Origin of the sequence: Synechocystis salina LEGE 00031 (assembly GCF_015207985.1) — a bacterium.
Classification (GTDB): domain Bacteria; phylum Cyanobacteriota; class Cyanobacteriia; order Cyanobacteriales; family Microcystaceae; genus Synechocystis; species Synechocystis salina.
This window is the reverse complement of sequence record NZ_JADEVV010000047.1, coordinates 1-26494: the sequence shown is the minus strand read 5'-3', so window position 1 is coordinate 26494 and position 26494 is coordinate 1. Positions and strand designations below refer to the sequence as shown.

The window sequence follows — 26494 nt, the reverse complement described above, 5'->3', positions numbered from 1 at the left end:
GTTCAGTAAATTGTGATAATTTTAACAACAGAATTTTATCCATAAAACTGCCAACTTTCAATCACGTCATTGTCAGGTTTGGTGATTTTTAGCCGGTGTTTTCAGGGGCAGAATCGCTGAAAAACAGCTACCAACCCCAGGAGTTGAAGTTAATTGAATATCACCACCATGGAGTTGGGCCAAGCGACGGGAGAGGGCTAACCCCAGGCCAGTACCTTTTTCAGCAAAACTAAGGGGAGGGGAAATTTGCTTAAAAGGTTGAAACAAATCCCTCTGATCTTCCGGGCTGATGCCAATGCCAGTGTCAATCACGGAAAAAATTAAGGCTTCCTCGGTGGCTTTTACCGCCAAGGTCACACTCCCCTGGGGGGTAAATTTGACCCCGTTGGAAAGGAGATTAATTAAGATTTGTTTCCAACGCCTTTGATCGACATAGCAAAAATCTACTCCATCATCAATGGTCAGATTTAGGGCTAATTGTTTTTCTTTAGCCTTAGTTTGCACCATGGAAATTACCGAAAGACATAGATCTTCCACTGCCACCTGTTCATAGAATAATTCTTCGCAACGGGCATCAATTTTTGACAGATCGAGAAAATCATTCACTAGGGACAGTAAATGTTCAGCGGAATTCAAGGTACCTTGCACGTATTGGTGTTGTTTAAGATTTAATTTGCCATAAAGTTCATCCCTTAGCATTCTGGCAAAACCAATAATGGCCGTGAGCGGAGTCCTAAATTCGTGGTGAATATGGCTCAAGTTAATCGTCATGGGGGCATGGCGATCGCCAACCTTGTAACTTTCCTGGGAAGGCCATGCTTCAGACTCACCATGGTATTGGTAGGCAAACACCGTACCCACTTCCTGCAGAAAACGATATTGCTCAAGACGCCATTGGCTGTGGGGCCAAACTAAGCAAATGCCACTAACATATTGATTGTGCTGAAAAATAGGTAAGAGGAAATAAGGCAAATCGCCATGAATGTTTCCCTGCACTGCCCCAGAATCAAAACTAGCTGGGTTAATTTCTTGCCAGTGTTGTTTTAAATCGGTTAATAAGCTCTTTCCCCGTTGTAATTCTCCTTGGCGATCGCCAATAAATTTGAGGCATTTTTCCGCCATGAACCTTGGGGCATGCTCAGTCTGGAGAACAATGGAAAGGGTCGGGATAATTTCCACTCCGGCAGGGGTAGTTCCTAAGTTCCAATAATAAATTGCTTGCACCGGAATAATGCTCACAATCAATCTAGCTATGGATTGCTCAAACCCATCCCCGGCCGTTGGCAAAATTTTCCTGTTAGGGAAATTGGAACCCATAGTGACACTCAAAGCCAATGAAATATTGATGCCATAGGCAATGGCCGGGCTAATAAATAGAATTGTATCTATATTAGCTAATTAACCCAAGCCCATTGTCTAATTTACTGGGGATTGCATGCCCAGGGTAAGATTGAGCAGCTTTCTAATCACTCACTATAGAAAAATTTTAGCCTGCCAGATAGAGAGCTGGGGGCAGTCAACTAGGACTTGTTAAACTTTGTCTATCTATTAGAAACAAAGGAAATAAAATTCTTCAAACTTTATAGAGCTTTATATGGGCACATTTTGCCCCAGATCATAGTAATAAATTTGTTGAGTTTTATCCGTTAGGATATTCAAGTATTTTCGATAAATTTTTTCTCCCGCAATTGGCTCGGCAAATTCCGGTGGTTGTTTGTAGTCAGCTTCAGGGTAAGCTTGTTGAATACTAATAATTGAGCAATAATATTTTAACCACTGTCGCAGTACTTGAATTAATTGTTCAAATTTTAGAGCCGTATTGCCATGTTGATGATTCAGGGCGATGAATTGTATCATCAAAGCAAAGGAACGGCTATTATTTTTTTCCGCTGGTATCTGAATAATTTGGCTGATTTTATCAAAAACGGCAATGTTTTTGTTAACCAGATGGGTTAAAACAGCAAGGTCGTGAATGCTTCGAATTTCAATATTACGAATTAGGTCTGAAATACTCACCAACACAGAATAGTCAGACTGTTCAAAAGAATGAAATCTTCTCAGTAAGTTGAGTCCTAGGGGATTATCTGATATTTGCTTTAGGTTATCAACGTAGTGGCTAAGAGCATCTTTCCCCTCCGGCGTTTTTGTTTGGTTAATGGCTTCAGCGACAGTGGCTTCTAGCTGTTGTTTGAAGGTGTCGGCATCTTCCGATTCCTTGAGAATATGAGGCACCTGGTCATAAAATTCCTGTTGCTTATAACCCCGGTATCTAAGTTCAGTTTGGTTAATAAACAGGAGCAAATCTTTGACGTCAATAGCTAGCTCTAAGTATCGGTAACTTTGTTTAAGTCCCCCATATTCCCCCAGATCATTGTCCAACATATATTGAATTTTGATGTAGGTGATGAATTCTTGGTCCAAAAACTGGGGACTGTCGATCGCCTCAGCCGTTTTAGCAAAAATATAGAGATCGCTGACGTGTTTTCTGTGCTCAATTAAAGCTTCTTCTGGTACATCCGGTTTAGTCTGGATAATGCCTTCAATTAGGCTTCCTTTCCCCAACACAGGACGATTCCACCAGGGCTGTTCCCTACCTGATTCTGGGGACTGATTACCTTCTTTATTTGATCTAGCCATGGGCAAAGCTTCTGGGGAATCCCCAATGTTACTGAAAAGAGTCAAATCTCACTCAATCAACATTTTAATCAACTTGATTGAGTAAGTAATTGAAAAAGCCACGGCGCTGTATCGAAGAGAAGCAGATCAACCCTCAATAATGCTGACTTCATCAGGGCGGAAATGGGCTTTGAACCGTTTTTCAAATTTCACCAAAACTGGCAAATTGGCACTAATGGGTCTGCCCTGCCATTCGGTCAATACGGCGGCCACTTCCCCTTCCATACCTTGCAAATCAAAGGCTATTTTTTTATGTTCTGGATGGTGGTAAACCACAACGGAGGAGGTGACTCGAACACGATCGCCGACATTCATAGGGTTTTTCTCTAGGGTTGGCTTGGTTTATGGACAGGGTCTACGGGCACAGAAGCCAAAAAATGGCGCTGTGGGCATAGAGTCTCCATTTTTGCATAGGTTAGCCCCCGCTAAGCAAGCATTCCCTTGGGGAGGGACTGCCGAGGGTAAGGGCGAAGGTCTAGGGCTGGTTATTCCTGAGTTACGATCAAATCAGTATCTATCTGCGACGTTTCAGGGGGAGAAGGGACGGCAAACTCGATTTTGGTTTGGATTTGTTGGCTCAACCAGGTTTGGAAAAGATCATTGCGCAACCGTTGCCGGATATTGTCATCCAGTTGACTAGAAATGTATTTTTCTAGCCTGAGCAGAATCCACCACTCTCCCACGGCCACTGGCAGACAGAGTTGGCCGGCGGGGGTACTTTTCAGTAGTTGCACTATTTGGGGGTGGGGCACATTGAGCTCAACGGGGCCGATCAAGCCGCCATTTTGGGCCTCTGGCCCCTCGGAATACTGCCGAGCTAGGGCACTAAAATCTCCCTCCCCTTCCTGAATGCGAAAATAGAGTTCTTGAATAATCCCCGAATCTCGACTGCGGATCAGGGAATAGATGACCTGGTCTAATTTATCTTTGCTGTTGAGGAAATGCCCTTCCAGTTGATCGTCCCAGGTTTGATGTTTAAATTTTTCCAAACGAGCGGTGCGTAAAATCGAAGCTTCCAGTTGCTCCAGGGTCATACCGGATTGCTTTAACCAAGCCTGTCTTTGTTCTTCGTTGGTAATCTGGGTCTGTTGGTAAAAAAGCCCTAAATTTTCCTGTTGTTCTTCCGGGGTCAGTTGGATGTGGGCCACTGCCTGATCAAGTAAAATTTCCCGGGCTAAATGGGGCAATAGTTGATACTCCACCAGTAGGGAATACATTTCGTCATCCCTCACCTGGCGATCGCCGACCGTCAACACCACCGACATAACTAGCCAACTCCTAACGCACAATATAGCTTCATTGCTCCATAACCCTAGCCCAAGCTGACCTAAACATCAATCAGACGGGGGGAGAAATATCCGTAAAAGTTCCTCTGGTAAATGGTTTTCTTCCACAACAGAGGTATCGAGGCAAAAAACCCAAGGTTCTTCCGATTCGGTGAAATCTTCCCAATCGAGGGTCTGGAGCAGTAACAATGTCTCATTGGCATCGGAAATATCTCCCCGACGAGACTGCAGACGTTTTGTTAAAACTTCTATGGGAGCATCGCAATTGATAACAGTAAAAGCAAGCTGTTCCCGCACCGCAAATTCGATAATAGGCGATCGCCATGATACCCGGTCAAATTTGGCATCGAGGATGACATTAAAACCGGAGTTGACCACTAAAGCAGCTAAATCGAGCAATTGCTGGTAAACCTTTTCTGTCATGGCCTTGCTGTACAAATTAGCTTTCCCCGGCTTGTCTAGGTTTACTCCTCCTATATGTTTACGCACTGCATCGGAGCGGATATGAACAGCGGGTAAAAGTTGACCAAGTTGCTGGGCAACGGTGCTTTTCCCTGACCCTGATAACCCAGCCATTAAAACTATTTCTCTCCTTATTTGTTGTCCCTGCTGACTATACTGCCATGCCAAGTGATAATAATCTTTAGCTGTCCCTAAAGCTTGCTCCTTTTCTACTTGAGTTAAATTGGCATCATCTAATAAAAAAGAGGTTACCTTTGCCCGCACATAAGCTTGGCGGCAGAGATAAAAAGGTAACACCTGTAAGCCGTGCCAATCTCCCGTTTGCTCCAAATAAATATTTAAAAATAAATAGGCCCAGTCCATTCTGCCCTTGGCTTGGAGGTCCATCACTGTAAAGGCAATGTCATACATTACATCCACAAAACGAAAGGGTTGGTTAAAATCAATGCGATCAAATAATTGAATCTTGCCCCGCCACTGGCATAAATTTCTTAGATGTAAGTCACCATGGCATTCACGGATTTTGCCCATGGCCTGCCTCTGTCGAAAAATTTGGTCCTGGGTTTGGTAAAAATCCTCACTAAATTGGCGAATTTGTTGGTATTTATTGGGTTCCTGGGCAACGCCTAAATATTTTTCCGTCGCCGAAAAATTAGCTGATACAGACTGCCAAATCACCTCTGGATCGCCAAAACTAGTAATTTCAGCATTGGTTACCGTGTCCTGGTGAAATTCCGCCACTCTTTTGGCCAGGGCAATAATGTCTTGGCTGGATAACTTCCCCTGTTCAAACAAAGATAAAAGCAAACAATCCTGCGGAAATTGGGTCATTTTTAGCAGATAATCCTTCGACTGAGAGTTGCCGCCAGTAGACTCTTTTTTCTCCTGCCATTGCCATTGGTTATCTTTTAACTCAACTGCTAAAACTTCCTGGTAAATATCCGGTGCCACGGGGGAATTTAAACGTAACTCTTCTTCTAAAAAATGTTTGCGCTTTGCGGCAGTGGAATAGTCTAAAAAACCTAAATCAACCGGCTTTTTTAACTTGTAGGCATATTTCCCCGTTAAAAACACTACCGAACAATGGGTTTGTAAACACTGAATCGGTTCCTGGACAGGGTGGGGATAAAAACTAGCCCGCTGCAGGGTGTGCAACAAACTAAGAAAGAGGTCTTGGGCGGACAAATCCAGTGGCTCAGAAATGCTATTCATGGGTAACGGTAAGTTAATTCCCTCCCCCATATTAGTCCCATCACCAAAGCATATTGACCATGGGGCTGAACTCCCGCAACTATCACCACTATCAATGGATGCAAAGCTTTGGGGTACGATGAATAACCGCCCAGAAAATTATTGCAACGAGGAAAACCTGTGACTGTCCGTGTCCGCATTGCCCCCAGTCCCACCGGCAATCTCCACATTGGGACTGCCCGCACCGCCGTTTTTAATTGGTTGTTTGCCCGCCACACCGGAGGCACTTTCATTCTGCGGGTGGAGGATACGGATTTGGAGCGCTCCAAGCCGGAATACACGGAAAATATTCAGTCGGGACTGCAATGGTTGGGTCTGAATTGGGATGAGGGGCCTTTTTTCCAAACCCAACGGTTAGATCATTACCGCCAAGCAATCCAGCAATTACTTGATCAGGGGTTGGCCTACCGTTGCTATTGCACCAGTGAAGAATTGGAGCAAATGCGGGAAGCCCAAAAGGCCAATAACCAAGCTCCCCGTTACGATAATCGCCACCGTAATTTAAGCCCAGAACAGGAAGCGGCTTTTCTCGCAGAAGGTCGCCAGGCGGTGATTCGTTTTCGTATTGACGATGATCGCCAGATTGTTTGGCAGGATCAAATCCGGGGACAGATGGTTTGGCAGGGCAGTGATCTGGGGGGAGATATGGTCATTGCCCGGACACCGGAAAAAGCTGAGGATGGCTTTGGGCAACCCCTGTATAACCTGGCGGTGGTGGTGGACGACATTGACATGGCCATTACCCACGTGATCCGGGGGGAAGACCACATTGCCAATACTGCTAAGCAAATTTTGCTCTACGAGGCCCTAGGCAGTGCTGTACCCACCTTTGCCCATACGCCGTTAATTTTGAACCAGGAAGGCAAAAAATTGTCCAAACGGGATGGGGTAACTTCCATCGATGATTTCCGGGCCATGGGTTTTCTGCCCCAGGCGATCGCCAACTATATGTGCTTACTGGGCTGGACTCCCCCGGATTCGACCCAGGAGATTTTTACTTTGGCAGAAGCGGCGGAGCAGTTCAGTTTAGAACGGGTCAATAAAGCCGGAGCTAAGTTTGACTGGCAAAAATTAGATTGGATCAATAGTCAATATCTTCATAGCCTACCAACAGCAGAATTAGTTCCTCTCCTCATTCCCCAGTGGCAAGGAGCTGGCTATGCAATTGATCTGGAAAAAGATGGTGCTTGGTTGGCAAGTTTGGCCGGCCTAATTGCCCCCAGCTTGACCAGACTCACCGATGCGGTGGCCGAAAGTAAATTATTGTTTGGCGATCGCCTAGACCTCCAGGAAGATGGGGCGAAACAGTTGGCTGTGGAAGGAGCTAAAGCCGTTTTGGAAGCAGCCCTGGCCTTTAGTCAAAGCACCCCGGAGTTAACCTTGGATGAAGCAAAAGGGGAGATTAATCGTTTGACCAAGGAACTAGGTCTAAAAAAAGGCGTGGTAATGAAATCTTTGCGGGCTGGGCTCATGGGCACTGTACAGGGGCCAGATTTACTGCAATCGTGGCTATTGCTACACCAAAAGGGCTGGGCCACCCCTCGACTCACCCAGGCGATCGCCCAGGGGTAAACCCGATGCCGACTCTACTTGGACAAACCGGAGGAGACTTTCCCTAAATCTTAGCTTCAGTCAGGGAGGTCAAGGGGACAGAGGGCAGACCGACTAATTTCGTGCCAATTTACTGGGAAGCTGGGGGAGGCAAATTAAAATTTGACCAAATATTCCTTCAGCCCCTGTTGTTGGTCATTGTTGCTGTTCTCAACTTCGCCACCGAAGAATTCGTCCTTTTGTCCCTTTGATTCCCCTTGTTCTTCCCGATTCTGTGTAGCAACGCGCCATTGTCCCGTATCAGGGTCCCGGTAGGCCGTGTAAGGGGAAGGTCGCAACGGTTGGGAAGAGATTTTCACGGATACTGCTCAAAGCGTAGGCAATGTAGGCGATCGCCAGGCAAAGTCTCACCAAATCCAAGTCTAATATTTCCATCTGGTTTGACAATGACCACAGTCACCCCTCAATGGTGATCTAAGTCACCGATCGTCCTTTGCCAACTGGGAGGTAATGGCGCTTTTTTCCTTGCTGGTAAGGCAATGCAGACATGGTGGGTTTGGGCCCGGGCCACCAATTGCAACGATTCTGCCTGGCTGATCTGATAATCACAGCAAAAACGATGGGGACTAGCCAGGGTAACGGTCAGGGTTACCACCAGGCGATCGCCACAGTAAGCAGGGGAGAAAAAATCAATGGTTGCGTGGACCAAGGGCATGGCCAAATCCCCAGCACTAATCACTTTTTGTAAAGGTAAATTCTCCGCCATCAGCCAACTTTCATAGGCTTCGTGGCACATCTGCAGAAATTGATTGAAATAAACCACCCCGGCCCCATCGGTATCCCCTAGGTAAACCCGTCGTTCATAGGTGAATGTCGCCATAGTTTAGTCAATTACGGTGCACTAACCTGAAAATTTTGGAACTGCCTTCCTGAGTCCGTAGTCTAATCCACTCGGAAGCTAGCAACAATTGCCAGAAATATTAAGAATTGTGCGCTAATCAATCCCTGAATTAGTGGATAGAATAACCTTAACTGACCGTTCTTGCCGGCTTTTCTCGGCTAGTTCGTTTAACTAAGTTACTGTTCCCATTGCGTCGTTTTTCGGCTTTTAAATTTCCATGGTTAAAAAACGCTCCCAGTTCCCTGTGTTCGGCTCAATGGTGGCCCTCGCCCTGCTCAACACCGCCTGTGGGGGGGATAAGCCAGGGGCCGGTGCGCCCAAAGCCATTCCGGTGCAGTTGCAGACCCTAGAAACCAGTTCTGTGACTGACAGCAATGAATTTGTCGGTAACTTAGTGGCGACGAAGTTTGTTGAGCTAGCACCCAAAATTGACGGCCGCATTTTAAGGATCTATGCCCAATGGGGTCAGCAGGTAAACGAGGGAGATCCGATTTTGCTGTTGGAACCCACCCAGCAACAGGAAAACGTCAACGCCGCCGTCGGTAATCTCAACATCCAGCGGTCTAATTTCCAAGTCAGTGAGGCCAACCTCCGCACCTCCGAATCGGAAAGGGATGCGGCCCAATCCTTTGTCACCACCCAGGAAGCTAACCTCGCCCGGGCGATCGCCGATTTAGCCAATTCCCAGGAGGTGTTAAAAACCAGAGAAGCGGATTTAAAACGAGCCCAAGCTAATCTGAATTTGGCCCAAATTAACTTTAAACGGTCTCAATTCCTCGTGGAAACAGGTGTACAACCGCAACAGGATTTGGACAATCGCACCACCCAGTTGGAAGATGCCAAGGCCAACACCGAGGCCGCTCAAAAAACAGTCCAAGCCGCCAAAGCTACCGTTCAGGCTAACCAGTCCAGTGTCTCCGCCTCCAGATCCGCTGTGCAACAGGCTAAGGACAATTACCAAGCCGCTGTGCAAAGGGTGAACGCTTCCCGAGCCACCGTCAGCTCCCAAAAAGGGGCGATCGAACAGGCCCAGGGCCAACTTGGTGCCACTTCCCAGGAACTGATCTACAACCGGGTTTTGGCCCCTGTTAGTGGTGTGGTGGGTAACTTACCTTTGCAAATTGGTGATTTTGTCCGCACGGGACAGAGCTTCACCACCATCACCAACAACACAGAATTTGAACTGGATATTAACGTACCAGTGGAGCGATACAACGATCTACGCATCGGCTTGCCTGTGGAAATTGTCCGCAGCGATGGCCAAGCAGGGGAAGTGGGGCGCATCAGTTTTATTTCTCCCACCGCTAACCGCAGTGACCAGTCCATCCTCGCCAAGGTGATTTTCAAAAATGACGGCAACCTCCGCAATAACCAGTATGTCCGGGTCAGAATTATTTGGGACCGCCAGCCTGGCTTTTTGATCCCCACCACAGCGGTTACTTCCATCGGTGCCCAGCAGTTTATTTTTGTTGCCCAACCGAAAAATGCCCAGAGCGACAGCAAAGAAGGCACCAGCGGTACAGAATTGGTAGCGAGACAAACCCCGGTGGTTTTAGGCGGCATCCAGGGGCAATCCTACCAAGTTATTTCTGGCGTTAAGGCCGGTGAACGGGTAGCGGTATCAAGAATTTTGGAGTTGCGGGATGGCATGGCCATTGAACCCGCTAGTGCGGCTACCCCTTCCAATAACGGCGGCAGTGGTGCTGGGGCCGGCGACAAACAGAAACAGCAATCCTCTTCCTAGTCGTGCTCCGTTGGTATTGGAGCTAAAGCCAAATTCCATCCTTCTCCGGTGATAACGCCGTTGGTAATTGACGACAAACTGTTGGGAAGTGCCCAGTGGGGAATTGTAAGATGGTCAGTGGCCTCGATTGCCATGGTTGCCATTAATTGTTGAATCCATGGGGCGGGGAAACATCTGCTGCCGTTGAACCCTTTTGCTATTGACAAAATTTCCATGACCCAAGCCCAAGCCAAGCGTTTTCAGTTTGACCGCCAACTATGGCACCGCTTTGTTGAAACAGCCCAGCCTTATTTTTATCCCGTCGGGCAAAAGCAAACTCGGGTTTTTTTGATTCTGATCCTGGCCCTCATGGTGGTGGTGGTGGCCTTAACCCTATTTTTATCCATGGGGTTGACCCTCTGGGCCACGGCGATTTTTCCCGATTTTTTTGCTAAATCCGGTAAGGGTTTGGTGGATGGGGTGCAAAGTCTGATCAATTCTCCGGCGCCCTGGATTGGTTTAGGAGCCTTAGCCATAGCGGGGGCAGTGTTTGTCAGCCAGCGACAAAAGTTACAACAACGGTGGCTCCAGTGGCTATTGTTGGGCATACTGCTATCGTTGCTATTTATTGTCAACGGCTTAAATGTTATTTTAAGTTTCGTTTTTCGCTTCATTGATACAGCTTTAAATGGCAAAGATGGGGAAGTGTTTTGGCAATTTCTCTGGATCTATGGCATTGTCATTGTGGTGGCTATTCCCATCATTGTTGCCTACCGTTACCTACGGCAAAAGTTGGGAGTGCTCTGGCGGGAATGGCTCACAGAACATTTTCTGGGTCGTTACTTTAAGGGGCGCTCCTACTATCGCCTAGATTCCAATTCTGCCTATACATTAATTGACAATCCAGACCAAAGGATAACCCAAGATATTCAATCCTTTACCGGGGTTACCCTGGATTTTTTACTGGATATTCTTGATTCCATTCTCACCCTAATTTCCTTCACCGCCATACTTTATAGCATTTCCCAAACCTTGATGTGGGGGCTCATTGGCTATGCGACCTTCGGCACGGTGGCGGCGATCGCCATTGGCACCAGGTTAATTCGTATTAACTATGAACAATTGCGGTTGGAAGCCAATTTTCGTTACGGTTTGGTGCGGGTGCGGGACAACGCTGAATCCATTGCTTTCTACCGGGGGGAAAGGTTAGAACGGAAACAGGTTACTGAACGTTTGCTGGGGGCAATTAGAAATTTTAATCTCTTAATTATTTGGCAGGCCCTGATCAGCCTATTTCAACTGGGCTATAACTATTTCACCCGGTTAATTCCCTATATCATTATTGCTCCTCTTTACCTAGCGGGAGACTTAGATTTCGGGGCGATCGCCCAGGCTAGTTTGGCCTTTGGCATGGTGCTTTCTGCCCTATCTTTGGTCACTAACCAGATTCAAAATATTACTGAATTTGCCGCCAGTATTAACCGTTTAGGGGAATTTTACGATGCCCTCAATGGCCCTGGCAATGACAGAGAAAGCTCCTCTAATGCCATGGTTGACCACATTACCACCCACCTTGGCCCCACCGTCAGCCTGGATAACGTCACCCTTTCTCCTCCCCATTCTTCCCGGGTTTTAGTGCGGGATTTATCTCTAGCCGTGGACACTGGCAACCATTTACTGATCATGGGCCCCAGCGGCAGTGGCAAAAGTTCCCTCCTCCGGGCGATCGCCGGCCTATGGGACAGCGGTCAAGGCATCATTGAACGGCCTGAGTTGGCAGATTTATTATTTTTACCCCAACGGCCCTATATGATTCTGGGCACCCTGCGGGAACAACTAATTTATCCTAGTTCCCAATCCATCGCGGATGACGATTTTCTGTTGGGAACTTTAAAAAGGGTCAACCTATCGGATTTAGCCGAGCGTTTTGGCGGTTTAGACAGTCTAGAAAATTGGTCTAGCGTCCTTTCCCTGGGGGAACAACAACGCATTGCCCTAGCCCGAGTTTTCATCAACCAACCCCGCTATGCCATCCTCGATGAAGCCACCAGCGCCCTGGACGTAGATAACGAGGCAGATTTGTACCATGCTCTGACAGATTTGGGCACCACTTTCATCAGCGTGGGGCATCGGCCTACCCTGCGAAATTTTCACCGCCAATGCCTGGAAGTGCAGGCGGAAGGAAGGTGGCAGTTAAGCTCCATCCAAAAATAAATTAATGGTTAGCAATCGAATTTAACCATGGGTCTGGGGACGAAAGAAAACCGTCTCCTTTGCTAGAATTGTCCAATCCAAAATCAGGTAGCCATTATGATTTTTCCCGGTTCAACGGTGCGGGTCACCAATGTTGATGATACTTACTATCGCTTTGAAGGCTTAGTCCAACGGGTCAGTGACGGTAAAGCGGCAGTCCTATTTGAAAATGGTAACTGGGACAAATTAGTGACTTTTCGGCTCTCGGAACTGGAGACGGTCAAACCGATCTAGGCATTTTGCATTTTGCTACCCGCTCCGCCCTGGCCTAACCCATCGATGTCTTCGTTGCGGGGATTGGGGTGGGGGCTGTCCATATATTTGGCTAGAATGGAGAGCAATTTTACAGTGAAGTTCCCTCGGCGTTAACCCATGAAGATTCGTCCCTTTCTTGTGGCCCTGGGCCTAACCACCTTTGCTGGCGCCGCCCACGGAGCCAATTTTGAAGATCTGACCCAATTACTGTCCACCAAAAAATGCCCTCTCTGTGATTTGCGGGGAGCCGGCCTGGTGATGGTTAACCTTACCCGGGCGGATTTGACGGGGGCGGATCTGTCGGGGGCAAACCTATCGGGGGCCGATCTGACGGGAGCTAATCTTTCCGGTGCGAATTTAACTTCTGCCTCTTTGAACGGGGCGAACCTGTCAGGGGCAAATTTAAACGGGGCGATTACCGACGGCACAGATTTCCGTGAAGCTTATTTTGACCGGGCGACATTTATCAACACTAACTTGGAAACCGCCTATATGCAGGGGGCCCAAGCTGTTCCCAATACGGCCGGCACTCCCCAACTTTTTTATGGCTGGGGCCTGTTGGAAACCAGTAAGGGCAACTATCAATCCGCCCTCAAACACTATGATCGAGCCTTGGCTCTAGATCCGGAATTTGCTCCGGGATATTTAGGGCGGGGTTTGACCCTACTGAAAATTGGCAATGAAGCTTCCGCCAAACAAAATGTGGAATACGCCCAGTTATTGTTTGAGGAAAACCAGGATGAGGTGGGAGTTAGAACTTCAGAGCAATTTTTAGAAGATTTGGCCAGTATGCAGGAAGCCCGGCGCCAAGGAGCGGGCAATCCCCAGTTGGATGCCATCGTGCGGGGGGTAGCTTCCATGGCGTTTAAGTATTTACTGCCCTTGGTGGGCCTCTAGGGAGGCCAAACTGCAATTAGCCACGATCGCCGACCCAGGAAAAAACCAGAGAAATAGGGGCCAATGGGCAGATCATAACCGCGGCAAGATTGTTGCTGCTCTAAAACCCCATTTGAAGATTGATCGCCAATTTGCCTACAATCAAATCAGACCTTTTCGTCAAAATCTCGGCCTAGTTGTGGCACAGAACAAATATGAATTATGCGGCGATCGCCGGCCAGGGCTTAGGAATTCTGCTGGCACTGATGACGGTGTTGTTTATTTTTCGGATTATTCTCACTTGGTATCCCCAGGTGGAGCTAACCAGATTGCCCTGGAAACTCATTGCCCTACCCACGGAACCATTGTTGATCCCCCTGCGTAAACTTGTTCCCCCCATCGGTGGCGTTGACCTAGCTCCTATCCTTTGGGTTTTCATCTGTACTTTTTTGCGGGAAATCCTCATTGGCCAGCAGGGGCTGATCACCATGGCCAGTCGGTTGCAATAAACACAAAAGAGCTAGGTTGCCTCCCATTTACTTATAGCGGTTACGCTATCTGAAGGGCGTACTTGAAAAGCCCCTTTATCTGTCTCAAACTGACTCGGAATTGGCTCAATTCTTGATCAATTAGGCGAGACCAAGCTTAGCCAACACTGGTCCAGTGGAAACCACATGGCGGTCAAGTCCTAGATCCTTGGGATTAATTTCTAAGGCCAAACCCACCAATTGGGGCAGATGTAACACCGGCAAATTTAATGCTTGCCCCAACACTTTGCTGATTTCCGGTTGACGGGAATCTAGTTGTAGATGGCATAGGGGACAAGGGGTAACTAAACAATCGGCCCCAGCGGCGATCGCCGTTTGCAAATGTCGACCTGCCAACTGAAAAGATTGGGGCGTAGCATAACTGGAAATGGGCCAACCACAGCATTGGGTGCGACCTTCGTAGTAAATGGGATTAGCCCCTAGGGTAGTAAAGACTTTTTCCAGGGATTGGGGATCAAAAGGATTGGCTTCCGGTAAATTTTCCTGGGCCCGGAGCAGGTAACAGCCATAGAAAGAAGCACAGTTGAGGCCAGATAACTTCTGCTTAACCCGCTGAGCCAGGGTTTCTAGTCCAAAATCTTGCACCAAAGCCCAGAGTAAATGGGTCACCCGACTGGAACCTCGATAGGGAGCACAGCTTTCTTTTTTTAAATAATCGTTGATTTGCTCCACATAGGCAGGATCATCTTTTTGGGCTTTTTTTAGTCGTTCGTCCACATGGGCAATTACCCCCTGACAGGTACTGCAATGGGTTAATAAAGGCAACTTCAACTGTTCCGCCAAGGCGATATTGCGGGCATTAACGCTATCTTCCAACAGTTGGGAATCTTCTTTAAAGGTGCCGGAACCACAACAGGAAGCTTTTTTTAGTTCCACTAATTTAATACCCAAAGCTTTGCTCAGGGCGGTGGTGGCCAGGTGCAGTTCCCCACAGGCCCCCTGGGCAACGCAACCGGGAAAGTAAGCATATTCAAGGGCGGTAGTCATGGCGGCGACAGGAAGTGTTCTCTCTAGGCAGTATATCGTGGGCTTTTGGCCTGGGAACAAAAACCGGTGGTGCCCATTACCCCCAACAATGCCCCTAATTTGCTCAATGTCTAGCCCAGTCCACCATGCCAATTTAGCTTTCTGTATCAATTTGGAGTAGATAACCAGCCCCCAGCACCGTTTCTAACCATTGTTCGCCGGTAGAAGTTTGGCCAAAGATTTTACGAATTTCTATGGCCAAGCGGTCTAGGTCTTGTTCGAGGGAACCAAAATCATCCGGCCCCCAAATTGAGGTAATGATGCCATCCTCCTCCGGCAAAACAATATCATTGTACCGAGACAAACGACCAATGGTATAGCGGGTTTTGATGAGATTAAACCGTTACTCCTTGCCGTCGGGGATTTGAATTTTCAGATAGGGTATCAGGCCGTCGATCATAGCTTTTTCGAAAGGTTTACAATGGAGTAACGTGGATATAAAAACATGTTGTCCAAGGAAACCCGAATTGCCATCGGACTAGTTTACTGGGCCGGTGCGGACAAAAAATTAAACAATTAAAGAATGTTACCCTTGACTTAACATCGAGTCCCAGTCACCCCCGGACCTCCATGACTAAACCGAGCAACGATGAGCCGCCACCGACTAATGTACGAGATTTGGAAGCTATGTCGCCGCCGGAGGAAGAGGATTTAATGGTAGATTTGCCGGACTTGGAATACACTGCTGTCGCCCACCGTCAGCAATTTAGCACTGATTTAGTGCGCCTTTACCTCCAGGATATTGGTCGCATTCCCCTGTTAAAGCGGGATGAAGAGGTGCATGTGGCCCAGCAGGTGCAAAGCTATCTCCGCCTAGTGGAAATCCAAAATCAGGCCGCAGAATCTGAGCCCGCCATGGAGCAATACCAAACGGCGATCGCCATCCATGATCAACTTTTAGCCCAATTGGGGCATCGTCCTTCCTATGAACGTTGGGCCAAAACCCTCGGGCAAACCGTAGCGGTTCTCAAGCAAACCCTCCAAACAGGCAAACAACGATGGGCCGAGTTAGCGGGGTTGACGGTGGAAGAATTGGACAAAGTTGAAAAGCAGGGTATTACAGCCAAAGCCCACATGATCAAAGCTAATTTAAGGCTAGTGGTTTCCGTTGCGAAGAAATATCAAAATCGGGGCTTGGAACTTTTAGACCTGATCCAAGAAGGCACCCTGGGGTTGGAGCGGGCGGTGGAAAAATTTGATCCCACCAAGGGTTACCGTTTTAGCACCTATTCCTACTGGTGGATTCGCCAAGGCATCACCAGGGCGATCGCCACCCAGAGTCGTATGATTCGTTTACCGGTGCATATCACCGAGAAGTTAAACAAAATCAAACGGGCCCAAAGAAAAATTTCCCAAGAAAAGGGCCACACCCCCAAAATCGATGAAGTGGCGGAAGAACTGGGTATGACCCCGGAGCAGGTACGGGAAGTGCTGACCCAAGTGCCCCGTTCCGTTTCCCTGGAGCTAAAAGTTGGCCAGGATAAAGACACGGAGCTGATGGATTTACTGGAAACCGACACCCAGTCACCGGAGGATGAGTTGATGCGGGAGGCTCTCCAGAGTGATATGCAGGAAATTTTGCTAGATTTGACCCCCAGGGAACAGGAAGTGATTGCCCTGCGGTTTGGTTTTCAAGACGGTGTGGCCCACTCCCTCTCGGAAATTGGCCGCATTTTGAATTTATCAAGGGAAAGAGTACGACAGATTGAAGCCAAGGCTCTGCAAAAGTTACGCCATCCCCGCCGCCGGGACCGCATCCGGGACTATTACGAAAATTTGGGTTAGGTCACTGATCTGCTAGAACTTTAACGGCGATCGCCTCTGGGCTGTTAATCGCCAAAATACTTTGGGGTGGACAGGCCTGCCATTGGGGGTCAGTAAATAGGGGTTCCGAGGCAATAATCACTCCCCCCGGACAGCGCTCACTATCAGCCAGCCAATATAAACTCGGTTCCGGTTGACGACTGGCATAACGACAGGCCACAATGCGCTGACCATCGGCCAGAAGAATATTGGCGGAAAAATAAGTGTTATGTTGTCGAGCCAACTCTGCCAACGTTAACAAACTTGCTTCTAACGCCTCCCCCAAGCTAGTCTTTTTTGCCCCATCGCCATCACCCTGGGAAGCCTGCCTTGACCGCCGGAGATTGTCCAGAATGAGGGCAAAAATATGTTCCGAGTCGGTGGTGCCATGGATGAACTGATAACTGGCATCGCTCAATAAATTCCGTAGGGGACGGTAGAGAGTAGTCCGAAAATTATTGATAAATCCATTATGGACAAATAACAGCCCCTCCTCCGTGAAGGGCTGACAATTGGTCAAATCCACTGCCAAAGGGGGCGTTGCACTGCGGACATAACTTACAAAACAACTGGACTGGATATACCGACTCAGGTGGGGAAGATTAATGTCACTCCAAATGGGCAGGACATTTTTGTAGAGATAGGGACTGGGTTGATGCCCCTGGTCAAACCACCCCAAGCCAAAACCATCGGCATTCAACAGCCCCGCTGTCATTTCCTGGGGTTGATAGCTCTGGACAATCAGGGAATGTTCTGGGCGATAAATCAGTTGCTCTGGTCGCAGTGGTTGTCCCAGATACCCTAAAAGACGACACATAAAAAATTTTTAATAATCTTGGCGGCCCACTGAAATCATCCCTACCGACGGGGGGAACCAAAGGAGAGTGGCTGCCCATCCCGAACTTTTACGGAGAGCATAGACCAGCTTGAAAAATCTTTCAGGGCAAAAAACGGCAAGAAAAAGCCCCTGGGCGTCTTTCCTTGTTTCGACTCCGGGGGCTTCAACTTACTCCTCACACACCTCTAGATAATAACCCCCTCACCCTCTCCCCCCATGGATACTGTGACAGTTAAGGGATTGTCATAATGCCTTGGGTGATTGTCAGGAAAATTTGACTTTTGTGGTTCCACTCCAGGATCTGTGGGCCCGAATCAGACAAAACTTCACAACATAAGTCAGGAAGTGATGACACAAGATTTGGCTTAATGCCTGGAAATCCGTAGTAGCAGTCCATTTTAAAGCCTTGATCCCCTTGACGTTCCGCCGCCGCCCTATGTTACAAAAGGTGAAGCTTGTGATCCCCGTGGGCATTCCTCCGGCGATCGCCCTGGCCAAAAGCCAGCAACTTCAACAACATTCACCTTTGCTCCCCCTGTGTCCACCATTGGAAGTAACTAACCCTGTCCTCTTTCCACGGGCCGATTGTGGAAACCCATAGTATGGACTGTCCCATAAACCCAAAGTAATTGTTATGGCTAAAGAAGACCGACCCTCCCTCGAAGACATGACGCTGCGACAATTACGCCGAGTTGCCAGTGAATGCAATATTTCCCGGTACAGTCGGATGCGTAAATCCCAGCTACTAGCAGAGGTGGAAAAGGCTCTCAACAAACCTGCCCCTGCTCCCTTTTCTGTCAAATCCGTTAACCGTCCCCAGGAGGAACAAGCTGTGGAAGCTTCTAAATTTGAACTTGGTCAAGATGATAAATTTGGTGCCCCCCTCACCGCCGTCGATGAAGTTTTGGGAGATTTGCCCGGTGGTTACGGTGAAAGCCGCATTACCCTCATGCCCAGGGATCCCCAGTGGGCCTACGCCTATTGGGATATCCCCAAAGAACATAAGGATGCTCTCCGTAGTCAGGGGGGGCAACAGTTGGCCCTGCGGCTCTACGATGTGACCGACCTGGATTGGCAGACCGCAAGCCCCCACAGCGTCCAGGAATATCTCTGTGATGAATTGGCCCGGGAATGGTATTTGCCCATCCCTGTCAGTGATCGCGATTATGCCCTAGACATTGGCTATCGCACCTTTGATGGTCGCTGGCTCACCCTGGCCCGTTCCACCCCCATTCGCATTCCCCCCGTTTATCCCTCCGACTGGGTAGAAGATGTGTTTGTCACCGTCAACTGGGACGAAGACCTCCAAGGCAAAACCATTTACCAATTGGTGCCCCCCAGCAAGCGTTCTGTGGGAGTTTCCACTGCAGTCTATGACCAAGTGTTTGACATGGCCCAGGGTGCTGAAGCCCTGCGGATGGCGGGTTCCCTCTACGGCTCTATGCAGCACGTCCCCGGTTCCGTTACCCACGAGCAAACATTAAGCTCCTATGTGTTTCCCTCCGGAGCGGGCCTGTGGGCAGCCCCCAATGTTTCTGGTTTAAATATGTCCGGCATTGGCATGGGTTATGGTCTTTCCAGTAGCGAATTTATGGCCTCGGAAGCCCCAATCCGTCCCCGGCAATTCTGGTTAGTGGCCGATGCTGAGCTGATTGTTTACGGTGCCACGGAACCCGATGCGACGGTTACCATTGGTGGCCGTCCGATTAAACTCAATGAAGACGGCACCTTCCGTTTCCAAATGTCCTTCCAAGATGGCTTGATTGACTATCCCATCATGGCAGTGGCGGTGGATGGGGAACAAACCCGCAATGTGCATATGAAGTTCACTCGGGAGACTCCTTCCCGTAACACCAACACCAAAGAAGAAGCTGTGCCGGAATGGTTTAGCTAGACTCCCTTAATTCCCATTAGTTTTTCGTTGTTTGAATTATAAATTCCCCGGCCAAAGGATCTGAGTCATTGCCGTTTCCTTGGTCGGGAATTTTTTACCAGGTGACTTTTCCCTGCAAACCTTCAATCTTGCTGGGACCAATGCCCTTGACTCGTCCTAAATCTTCCAGGGAGGTGAATGGCTTTTGCTTCCTGGTGGTGATAATTTTTGCAGCGGTGCTGGGACCAATGCCAGGTAAACTTTCCAATTCTGCTTGACTGCCTCGGTTCAAATTTACCAAACGATTGGGAGTTGCTTTGGCCAGGGGCTGAGGGCTAGGTTGGGGATTGGCGCACTCCTGTTCTTGGCGATCAATGCGGGCTTGTATTGTGGGGGGTAAACCATACTCTGTGATGGCATAGAGTCGTTCTAATTCCCTTTGGTAATGAGCCCCTATTTGGGCATTCTGCAAAACCAATACCGTTTCATCGTTGCTGTGGTTAGCGGCGGGGGACCAATTGTGAGAACCGGTGATCACTGTGTCATCATCGACTAAAGCAAACTTATGGTGTAATTTATCTCCCCTTGGCAGGGCTGGTGTACCGACAAATTCTGTTGGTAAGGCCCAGGGACGATTACCGGGTTGTTCTAGGCAGTCTTCTAATAGTTTTACCCCCAATAAATCCAGGCCTTCACTGTAGTAACGAAAGGCAAATCCCCGGTCAATTAGGGCTTTAATTTCAGTGCCCGCTTGAAATCTTTGGTTGATTACATCGGATAATGCTTGTTCACTAAAAACAAACAAGGCTAACTGGATTTTTTGCTGGGCCTGATTTAGGTATTGGGCAATTAAACCATTGCTTGTTTCGGCAAAAGGTACCGTTCGGCGATCGGGAGAAAATTTTACCGTTACCGTGGTCTCCCCCACTTTTAACGCTTTAGCTGGTCTGCTTGGCTTATTGATACCAAATAGACTATCTTTTTTTTCTCCAGGACCGTCTCCCCAAAGCAGGTTAAACTCTTCTGTGAAAAGATGGGCCACCGCGGGGGATTGAATCACCAATAAGTTGTTAGCATTGCCCCTGGTGAAGTGGTCATCATAGTCGCCATACTGATCGCTGGGGGTAAAGTTGGCAGAGGTAACAATGACGGTTTTATTATCCAGCACTACAAATTTATGGTGCATTAACCCCGATCCTTTACTGCCATCCTCTGTGTCGTCAATGAGGGGAATTTTTTGGGTGCGGAGAATCTCAATGGCATCTCGTTCTGCACTTTCTTCAGGACTAATGCGGCCGTCTTGATTTTGATCTAAATAGGCTAGGGGGCCACGGTAACGGAAGGGATCTTTTTCCGCTTCTACTGCTTCTTGGATGGTTTGGTTATAGATATTTTCTAGCACCAATCTCACCCTAACCCCGGCGGCTTGTTTCCTGACCAATGCCTGGGCAATGCGGGGTAAGCGTAATTCCTGTATCGCTAGGTCAATGGTGGACTGGGCTCCATTAATTTGATCTAGGATTATTTGCTCAAAATTGTCCCCCTGACGTTTAAAGTTGCGGTCTGGGTCAAGGAAATCAGCTCCCTTGGCATTGTTGAGATTGAAATAAACCTTGATGTCCTGTTCTTGGGGTAAGGGGTCTGGCCGGGCCAGGGATTGTCCCAACCCCGATGGATCAACCTTGCCAATGCCAATAATGGCGATCGCCACTAGTAGGGCCAGGGCAACCAAAATGACAATGGGGTTTTTTTTCCAGCCTCGGTTTAGTTTTCCCATGGTTCAATTTGGACGATCGCCAACTCGGTCTTACTTTTGCCACAGGGTTCGTTACTGTCACAATCGTTAAAGGATGCTGGCTGATAGGTTAATTTGACCGTTTGGCCGATTAGGGCAGTTTCTTCACAAATTTCAAAGGTGGCGTACAATCCCTGATACTGATTCCCCTGATTGTCTATCAAATCTACATAACAGGCTAAGTCTCCATTGACCAACTCCGTAATCGTGGCGACTGCGGGCAAATTCGCTTCCATTTGTTCGGCCTGCACCGGGGACGGTTCTTTTACTGCAGTGCATGCAACGGCACCGAGGAGGAGAGTCAGCCAGAAGGGAAAGGAAATAGGTTTCATTGTTTTACTGTTTTTCCTATATTTTAATCCCCCTGGTCTAGAAACCCTGCAACTGTTTTAAGGAGTAGCAATGATTTTGCCCTGGATATCCATTACCATAATGTCCCACTGACCGTCCTGGGCCACTTCAAACGCAATGCGATCGCCGTTGGCATTGATGACCGGGTTCCTCGTGTCGGCGGCCAAATCCGCAGTTAAATTACGCTTCTGCTCCGTTTGGTGATCGTAGAGCACAATATCAGTTTTTCCCTGGCGACTGAGGGCAAAGACAATGTAGCGTCCGTCTTCGGTAATGCTGGGATGACTGGCCACCTGGTCGAGGGCGTTGAGGCGGGGTAGGGTTTCCAGACGATTGGTTTGGAGATTGTACAGATAAATGCCCTGGGAGCCATTGCGGTCAGAGGCAAACACCAGAAAAGGATAGGTCACCTGGGGAAAAATTTCCTCGGAGGCACTGTTAACACCCCGGCCACTGCGGTCAAAGGAAAGACTCAGGTAACGGGGATAGCCACAGCCGGCCAATAAAAATAGTAAACCTGCCCAAGTCAAAGACCGCTTGAGCAAGTTAGCGAGTGTTTGGCAGTAAAGTCGGGGAGGCGGGGTATCCATATCCCTTTTATTTTCCCACCTTGACCCTAGTTAATAAGATGCAGTTGAGAGGGAACTAAAATTCCCGCACCGTAGGTTGACCGTCAATAATTTCCCCTACCAAAATTACGTCCGCTACCCCCACAAACAGCCCGTTTTCCAACACACCAGGGAGATTGTTAATGGTTTTTTCCAATTCCGCTGGGTCGGCAATGGCATCAAATTTAACGTCAATGACGAGGTTGCCTTGGTCGGTGACAATGGGGCCAGCTTTTTTAATCCCCATACGTAGTTCGGGCTTACCACCTAGTTTGGCTAAAGCCCGCATTACGGGGGTCAGGGCCATGGGAATCACTTCCACCGGCAGTAAAAAAGTGGAACCTAATTTGTCCACCAATTTGCCACTGTCCACCACCACTAGAAAAGTTTCCGCCAAAGCATCAACAATTTTTTCCCTCGTGTGGGCGGCCCCTCCCCCTTTAATCAAATTTTTCTGGGGGTCAACTTCATCCGCTCCGTCGATGGCAATGTCAATGCGGTCAACCACATCCAACGTCGTCAGGGGAATGCCGTATTTACGGGCCAACACTTCCGCCTGAAAGGAGGTGGGAATGCCCACTACATTTTCCAATTCTCCTTTTTTGAGGCGATCGCCAATGAATTCTAGGGCGTAGGCAGTGGTGGAACCGGTGCCCAAACCGACAATGGTGTTGGACTTAACCCGGTCAGCGGCGGCTTTCCCCACTGCTTGTTTCATCAAGTTGGCCGCATCTAGCTCAGCCATAAAAATTTAACCTCCATTATTTTGTCTTTTAAATTTTTTAATTAAATTGGGTCATTAACCTAAACGTGTGGCAAAATCCTACTCCCCCAATTACCCAGGCTTTATTGAAACTCTATGGTTTTTTTGATCAGCCCTAGCCAAAGGAAAACTGTCCGGCGATCGCCGAAATTTGTACGGTGCCAAAATCCTCAAAATGGTTCTGGCCAGGAAAGAAACGTGGGCCTACTGGGCCGCCGTCAATTTTTCCTTCAGTTGGGCCAACTGGTCTGCCCAGCGGGGGTCGGGCTGGAAACCTTCAGAAGCGGTGCTAGTATTGGCACTGGCCCCTGCCGCTTTTTTATTACTCCGTTTTTTATCGGTGCGGGGTTGCTTGGTTTTTTCCCCACTGGCCGCCGGAGTTTCACTGCCTCCTTCTTCGTCATCCTTGGAGCGGGGGTTAGCCTTTTCGATTTTTAAAGGGCTGTCCATAAAGGATTGGCCATTATATTTCTCGATGAATTCATCCGCCGCTTCGTCAGTGGAAACCGTTACAAAAGCAAATCCCCGGCATTTACCCGTTTTACGGTCTTTGATAACTTTGGTGGAAACAACAGCATTGGCTTCTGCAAATACTTCCTGTAGTGCTTCCCGCTCAATGGATTCTTTGGGTAGGTTACCGACGTAAAGACGAATGGACATGATGTAAATACCTCCGGGGATATTTTCTGTAGGAGAAATTGCTTGGGCAAAGGGCCCTGTTGGATATTAAAAAAGTTGACTATTGACTGGCGGGCTAACAGTTAACCAAGTTGACGATAATACTAGACACCAGGCCATGGGGACAGTCCCGTCCGTCCCGGTTACTTTTCTTAATAATATCGGCTATTGTCCTCAAAACCAAACAGTTCGGTCCTCTGCAGTTATGCCAATGGGAGTTAATAACGGGGAATGGTGGCATCAATCACACGGGAATAGGCATCAATTCCCCCCACTACGTTTTTAACTTTACTAAAACCTTGATCCACTAACCAGTGGGCCATTTGGTCTGAACGGATGCCATGGTGGCAAAGCACCACAGTTTCTTGGTCAGATTTGTATCGTTCTTGAATGGTATCAGACCAGTGGGCAAACTCGCTCAAGGGCAGGGTTTCAAAGCCTGGCAGGGCCGCAATTTCCACCTCATGGGGTTCCCGCACATCAATCAACTGGCGATCGCCGTTGGGGTGAGCCAACATCAGGGCTAAGTCCTGAACAGAAATTTCGATGGGCATGGAAGTCATACGCAGTGGGGTGAGAATGTAGGTGAAAAAAAGTTGGCATCAAGGGCGGGGAGTTTGCCCTAGAATTTGCTCATTGAGCTGTCTGATTTGAGTGCCAGGATAATAAAAAGCTAAGATTTGTTCCGCCGACCATCCCAACTGGGATAGCTTATAGGAGCCAAATTGACTCATGCCGACCCCATGGCCAAAGCCTCCCCCAACGAAAAAGACGCTTTGGAGTCGCTGGTTAGCATCGTAGGTGGGTTCCAGGTAGAACAGGGTACTGCGGGGAGGACCAAAGGCACTGCGGGCTTCGTTTTTAGCCAATTCCACCACGCCTTTATCGGTCAGCACCTCCAGCATTAAAATTCTCCCCGATGGCGATCGCCTAGTGACCTTCATATCGTAAATGGTGGTGAAGTCCGCCAGGGGATGGCGCCGGTTGGTCAGATACTTTTTCAGATCTTGATTCAATTCCGCCAACGTAGATGGGTAGCGCCAGCGCAGAAACTTCCGCCCCGTTTCGTTAAATCCTTCCTTGAGGTTGATAAATTTACGGAAAGTCGCTTCATCGGCCAGGCTTTGGTTGGACAAATTCCAAATGGGCTGGGCCGAGTCGATGACCGCCTGGAGATAGGGCCGCTCTTCCCCATTCCAGACATCGCTAAACTTGGCCGTCACCCCCCCCGCCGTAGAGGAATAAAGGGCATCCACCAATTGATTGTTATAGGTTAAAACCTGCCCCGCCGTTTCCCTAATCGCCTCATCGGCCCTGGGGCTAGTGCCACTTAAACCGTAGTAAACCTGGCAGTGGGTGGTGGCACACAACTCGTAACCATCGGCGGCAAAACGACGCCGGTTTTGGAGGGCATAGGTGCGGGCAATGATGGTTTGGGCTTTGGCCGCAGTGGGGGGGGCACCGGGGCCAATTTCATGGGGCACCACACCCCGGAGATAGGTTTCCAGGGGCACATGGTTAACCAATGTGTAATTGCCGTAGGAGTTGGGCTGGAGTTGCAACCAACCGCCATAGACAAATTTTTTCTCCCCTTCCGTAACTTGAATTTGATTTTTGGCGGCGGTGATGGTCAGTTGGTCGGCGGGGTAACTTTGACCATTGATAACCACCATGGCCTGGGGCTTACTGTCCAATAGTACACTTTCCAGGTAGGGCAATTGGTAACCCTGCTTTTTTAAATCTGCCAGCAACCAACGGCGCACCAGGGGACTATCATATACGTCCCGTTTAGCCCACACTTGCCAACGCCCTGGTTGGGTAACTTCCACTGCAATACCTTGAGCTTGCCAACGGAGGGCATCGTCCTCCGCCGTTTCAAAGGTGGCATGGTCCCCCAACACCAATACTTCCGCCAATTTCCTCGGCACGGCCCGGCGGCCAATGGCAATGGTACCTTGCTTGCTCTGGAGAGTGACCCTTTCCCCCTGGTTATTGACGGCGGTAAAGGTCAGATCGTCGTTGCCCACCCCGCTGATGGTGAGTTGGTCTCGGTCTTCGTCCCCAAAGCGTTGCACCACCCCAACCTGGAGCAGAACATCCTTGGCGAGGCTCGGTAAAGCTCCTCCAGCCACTAAGCCTAGGGCGATGACGAAGCCACCCACACGTTGGACAGCAACCTTCAGTAAGTTACGGGGGGGGGAAATAAACATAAACAATCAACGGCGATCGATATTGGCTAGGGGATCAAAGGCAATCTAGCATCCTAACCTATCATTTTTGCTCCGTTATCTGGGGGTCAGGGGGACAGTGGCCAAGGGCTAACACCGATCGCCAAAGGGTTTGTGTTATTTTGGGGGAACTGTGTAAACAGCCTCTCGCACTGGCATTTTTCTTCACTTTGCCCTGCTGGAGACTGGGACCGTCAAAGTTTTTCTGAATGGCGATCGACCTATGGCAATGGATTTACCCCTCAGGTTAAGCAATGCTCCCTCATTGGGCCAGGTATTCACTCCGGTCAATGTGGCTATTTTGAGTTCCCTCGGCATCCATGGCTTTATTTTGGGCTTGGCTTTACCCCATTGGCAATGGCAAGAACCCACCGGGGACGACCTGGCAGACCGCAATCCTGTGGGGGTGATCGAATTAACTCCGGCGGAACAAAGTCGTTTACCAGAAACAGATATTTTTTCCGGCAGTGCCCTGTTTCCCACTGCTCCCGGTGGCAGTGACCCCGGCACCATTCCCGCCGACCCCAATTTGCCCACTCCCCCCAGTGGTGACTATAACTATTCTCTGCCTCCGGGCCCGGGCATTATGCCGCCGCCGCCGGCCATGCCCAATTTACCGGCTTACCCCAATTTGCCGCCTTTAACCAGCTATGGCAATTTGAGTCGTTTGCCCATTACCAATCCCCCCATTCCGTCCCTACCCCAGTTACCTTCCCCTAGGCAAATTCCCCGACCCCCCGGCCTATTTG

26 protein-coding genes and 1 pseudogene are annotated in these 26494 nt (G+C 48.9%); 10 read left to right on the top strand and 17 right to left on the bottom strand.

The features are described from left to right. Nucleotides 1-72: 72 nt before the first annotated feature. The 5 genes from IQ217_RS14680 to IQ217_RS14660 all read right to left on the bottom strand — a co-directional run bounded on the left by IQ217_RS14680 (nucleotide 73) and on the right by IQ217_RS14660 (nucleotide 5636). The gene (locus tag IQ217_RS14680) at nucleotides 73-1317 is read right to left on the bottom strand and encodes a sensor histidine kinase (RefSeq protein WP_194020520.1); all 1245 of its coding nucleotides are present in this window, start codon (nucleotides 1315-1317) and stop codon (nucleotides 73-75) included. 273 nt (nucleotides 1318-1590) lie between these two features. Next, complete coding sequence (locus tag IQ217_RS14675) at nucleotides 1591-2637, bottom strand: hypothetical protein (RefSeq protein WP_194020519.1); 1047 nt, start codon at nucleotides 2635-2637, stop codon at nucleotides 1591-1593. Nucleotides 2638-2763: 126 nt separating this feature from the next. Next, a complete protein-coding gene (locus IQ217_RS14670) occupies nucleotides 2764-2991 on the bottom strand; it encodes a ferredoxin-thioredoxin reductase variable chain (RefSeq protein ID WP_190597018.1) in 228 nt (75 codons plus the stop codon). 170 nt (nucleotides 2992-3161) lie between these two features. Continuing rightward, nucleotides 3162-3941, bottom strand: coding sequence for a peptidylprolyl isomerase (locus IQ217_RS14665; RefSeq protein WP_194020518.1), 780 nt, complete (start codon nucleotides 3939-3941; stop codon nucleotides 3162-3164). 69 nt (nucleotides 3942-4010) lie between these two features. Next, entirely contained in the window at nucleotides 4011-5636 is a 1626-nt protein-coding gene (locus IQ217_RS14660) for a bifunctional aminoglycoside phosphotransferase/ATP-binding protein (protein WP_194020517.1), read from the bottom strand. A gap of 159 nt (nucleotides 5637-5795) precedes the next feature. Between IQ217_RS14660 and gltX the strand changes: the two genes are divergently transcribed. Beyond that, entirely contained in the window at nucleotides 5796-7247 is a 1452-nt protein-coding gene (gltX, locus tag IQ217_RS14655; protein ID WP_194020516.1) for a glutamate--tRNA ligase, read from the top strand. A gap of 134 nt (nucleotides 7248-7381) precedes the next feature. On the opposite strand, the gene IQ217_RS14650 is transcribed toward gltX, so the two are convergent. Beyond that, nucleotides 7382-7585, bottom strand: coding sequence for a hypothetical protein (locus tag IQ217_RS14650; RefSeq protein ID WP_194020515.1), 204 nt, complete (start codon nucleotides 7583-7585; stop codon nucleotides 7382-7384). 104 nt (nucleotides 7586-7689) lie between these two features. After that, the gene (locus IQ217_RS14645; protein ID WP_194020514.1) at nucleotides 7690-8106 is read right to left on the bottom strand and encodes an acyl-CoA thioesterase; all 417 of its coding nucleotides are present in this window, start codon (nucleotides 8104-8106) and stop codon (nucleotides 7690-7692) included. A gap of 238 nt (nucleotides 8107-8344) precedes the next feature. Between IQ217_RS14645 and IQ217_RS14640 the strand changes: the two genes are divergently transcribed. The 5 genes from IQ217_RS14640 (at nucleotide 8345) to IQ217_RS14620 (ending at nucleotide 13743) form a co-directional block, all read left to right on the top strand. Beyond that, entirely contained in the window at nucleotides 8345-9871 is a 1527-nt protein-coding gene (locus tag IQ217_RS14640; RefSeq protein ID WP_194020513.1) for an efflux RND transporter periplasmic adaptor subunit, read from the top strand. Nucleotides 9872-10084: 213 nt separating this feature from the next. Next, entirely contained in the window at nucleotides 10085-12064 is a 1980-nt protein-coding gene (locus IQ217_RS14635; protein ID WP_194020512.1) for an ABC transporter ATP-binding protein/permease, read from the top strand. A gap of 96 nt (nucleotides 12065-12160) precedes the next feature. After that, entirely contained in the window at nucleotides 12161-12337 is a 177-nt protein-coding gene (locus tag IQ217_RS14630) for an NAD(P)H dehydrogenase subunit NdhS (protein WP_194020511.1), read from the top strand. A 138-nt stretch (nucleotides 12338-12475) separates the two neighbouring features. After that, the gene (locus IQ217_RS14625) at nucleotides 12476-13255 is read left to right on the top strand and encodes a pentapeptide repeat-containing protein (protein ID WP_194020510.1); all 780 of its coding nucleotides are present in this window, start codon (nucleotides 12476-12478) and stop codon (nucleotides 13253-13255) included. 194 nt (nucleotides 13256-13449) lie between these two features. Further along, nucleotides 13450-13743 carry a YggT family protein gene (locus tag IQ217_RS14620; protein ID WP_190596999.1) on the top strand — a complete coding sequence of 98 codons (294 nt, stop codon included), beginning with the start codon at nucleotides 13450-13452 and terminating at the stop codon, nucleotides 13741-13743. 120 nt (nucleotides 13744-13863) lie between these two features. Here IQ217_RS14620 and IQ217_RS14615 read toward each other — a convergent pair whose 3' ends face one another. Then, nucleotides 13864-14769, bottom strand: a complete 906-nt coding sequence (locus IQ217_RS14615; protein WP_194020509.1) for a CoB--CoM heterodisulfide reductase iron-sulfur subunit B family protein — start codon at nucleotides 14767-14769, stop codon at nucleotides 13864-13866. Between the two features lie 133 nt (nucleotides 14770-14902). Then, nucleotides 14903-15112 (bottom strand): hypothetical protein, encoded by a 210-nt coding sequence (locus tag IQ217_RS14610; RefSeq protein WP_194020508.1) that lies wholly within the window; start codon nucleotides 15110-15112, stop codon nucleotides 14903-14905. A gap of 266 nt (nucleotides 15113-15378) precedes the next feature. Between IQ217_RS14610 and sigC the strand changes: the two genes are divergently transcribed. Beyond that, nucleotides 15379-16593, top strand: coding sequence for an RNA polymerase sigma factor SigC (gene sigC, locus IQ217_RS14605; protein ID WP_194020507.1), 1215 nt, complete (start codon nucleotides 15379-15381; stop codon nucleotides 16591-16593). Nucleotide 16594: 1 nt separating this feature from the next. Here the strand turns inward: sigC and egtC are convergent, their stop codons facing one another. Beyond that, the gene (gene egtC / locus IQ217_RS14600; RefSeq protein WP_194020506.1) at nucleotides 16595-17428 is read right to left on the bottom strand and encodes an ergothioneine biosynthesis protein EgtC; all 834 of its coding nucleotides are present in this window, start codon (nucleotides 17426-17428) and stop codon (nucleotides 16595-16597) included. A gap of 457 nt (nucleotides 17429-17885) precedes the next feature. Here egtC and IQ217_RS14595 point away from each other — a divergent pair, with 457 nt between their 5' ends. Then, entirely contained in the window at nucleotides 17886-18050 is a 165-nt protein-coding gene (locus IQ217_RS14595) for a hypothetical protein (protein ID WP_194020505.1), read from the top strand. A gap of 33 nt (nucleotides 18051-18083) precedes the next feature. Continuing rightward, complete coding sequence (locus IQ217_RS14590) at nucleotides 18084-19343, top strand: DUF4912 domain-containing protein (RefSeq protein WP_194020504.1); 1260 nt, start codon at nucleotides 18084-18086, stop codon at nucleotides 19341-19343. Nucleotides 19344-19437: 94 nt separating this feature from the next. Here the strand turns inward: IQ217_RS14590 and IQ217_RS14585 are convergent, their stop codons facing one another. The 7 genes from IQ217_RS14585 to IQ217_RS14555 form a co-directional block, all read right to left on the bottom strand. Next, nucleotides 19438-21099 carry a phospholipase D-like domain-containing protein gene (locus IQ217_RS14585; protein ID WP_194020503.1) on the bottom strand — a complete coding sequence of 554 codons (1662 nt, stop codon included), beginning with the start codon at nucleotides 21097-21099 and terminating at the stop codon, nucleotides 19438-19440. Beyond that, nucleotides 21087-21449, bottom strand: coding sequence for a hypothetical protein (locus tag IQ217_RS14580; protein WP_194020502.1), 363 nt, complete (start codon nucleotides 21447-21449; stop codon nucleotides 21087-21089). Before IQ217_RS14580 ends, IQ217_RS14585 begins: the two co-directional genes overlap by 13 nt. A 57-nt stretch (nucleotides 21450-21506) precedes the next feature. Then, nucleotides 21507-22058 carry a TolB family protein gene (locus IQ217_RS14575; RefSeq protein ID WP_194020501.1) on the bottom strand — a complete coding sequence of 184 codons (552 nt, stop codon included), beginning with the start codon at nucleotides 22056-22058 and terminating at the stop codon, nucleotides 21507-21509. A gap of 55 nt (nucleotides 22059-22113) precedes the next feature. Further along, nucleotides 22114-22821, bottom strand: coding sequence for a ribose-5-phosphate isomerase RpiA (gene rpiA / locus IQ217_RS14570; protein WP_194020500.1), 708 nt, complete (start codon nucleotides 22819-22821; stop codon nucleotides 22114-22116). Nucleotides 22822-23043: 222 nt separating this feature from the next. Beyond that, the gene (locus IQ217_RS14565; RefSeq protein WP_190596982.1) at nucleotides 23044-23499 is read right to left on the bottom strand and encodes an RNA recognition motif domain-containing protein; all 456 of its coding nucleotides are present in this window, start codon (nucleotides 23497-23499) and stop codon (nucleotides 23044-23046) included. Nucleotides 23500-23735: 236 nt separating this feature from the next. Further along, nucleotides 23736-24080, bottom strand: a complete 345-nt coding sequence (locus IQ217_RS14560) for a rhodanese-like domain-containing protein (protein WP_190596980.1) — start codon at nucleotides 24078-24080, stop codon at nucleotides 23736-23738. Between the two features lie 39 nt (nucleotides 24081-24119). Continuing rightward, nucleotides 24120-25727 carry a SpoIID/LytB domain-containing protein gene (locus IQ217_RS14555; protein ID WP_194020499.1) on the bottom strand — a complete coding sequence of 536 codons (1608 nt, stop codon included), beginning with the start codon at nucleotides 25725-25727 and terminating at the stop codon, nucleotides 24120-24122. Nucleotides 25728-25968: 241 nt separating this feature from the next. On the opposite strand from IQ217_RS14555, the pseudogene IQ217_RS14550 reads away from it, so the two are divergent. After that, nucleotides 25969-26494, top strand: a pseudogene (locus IQ217_RS14550) (hypothetical protein); the annotation flags it as partial.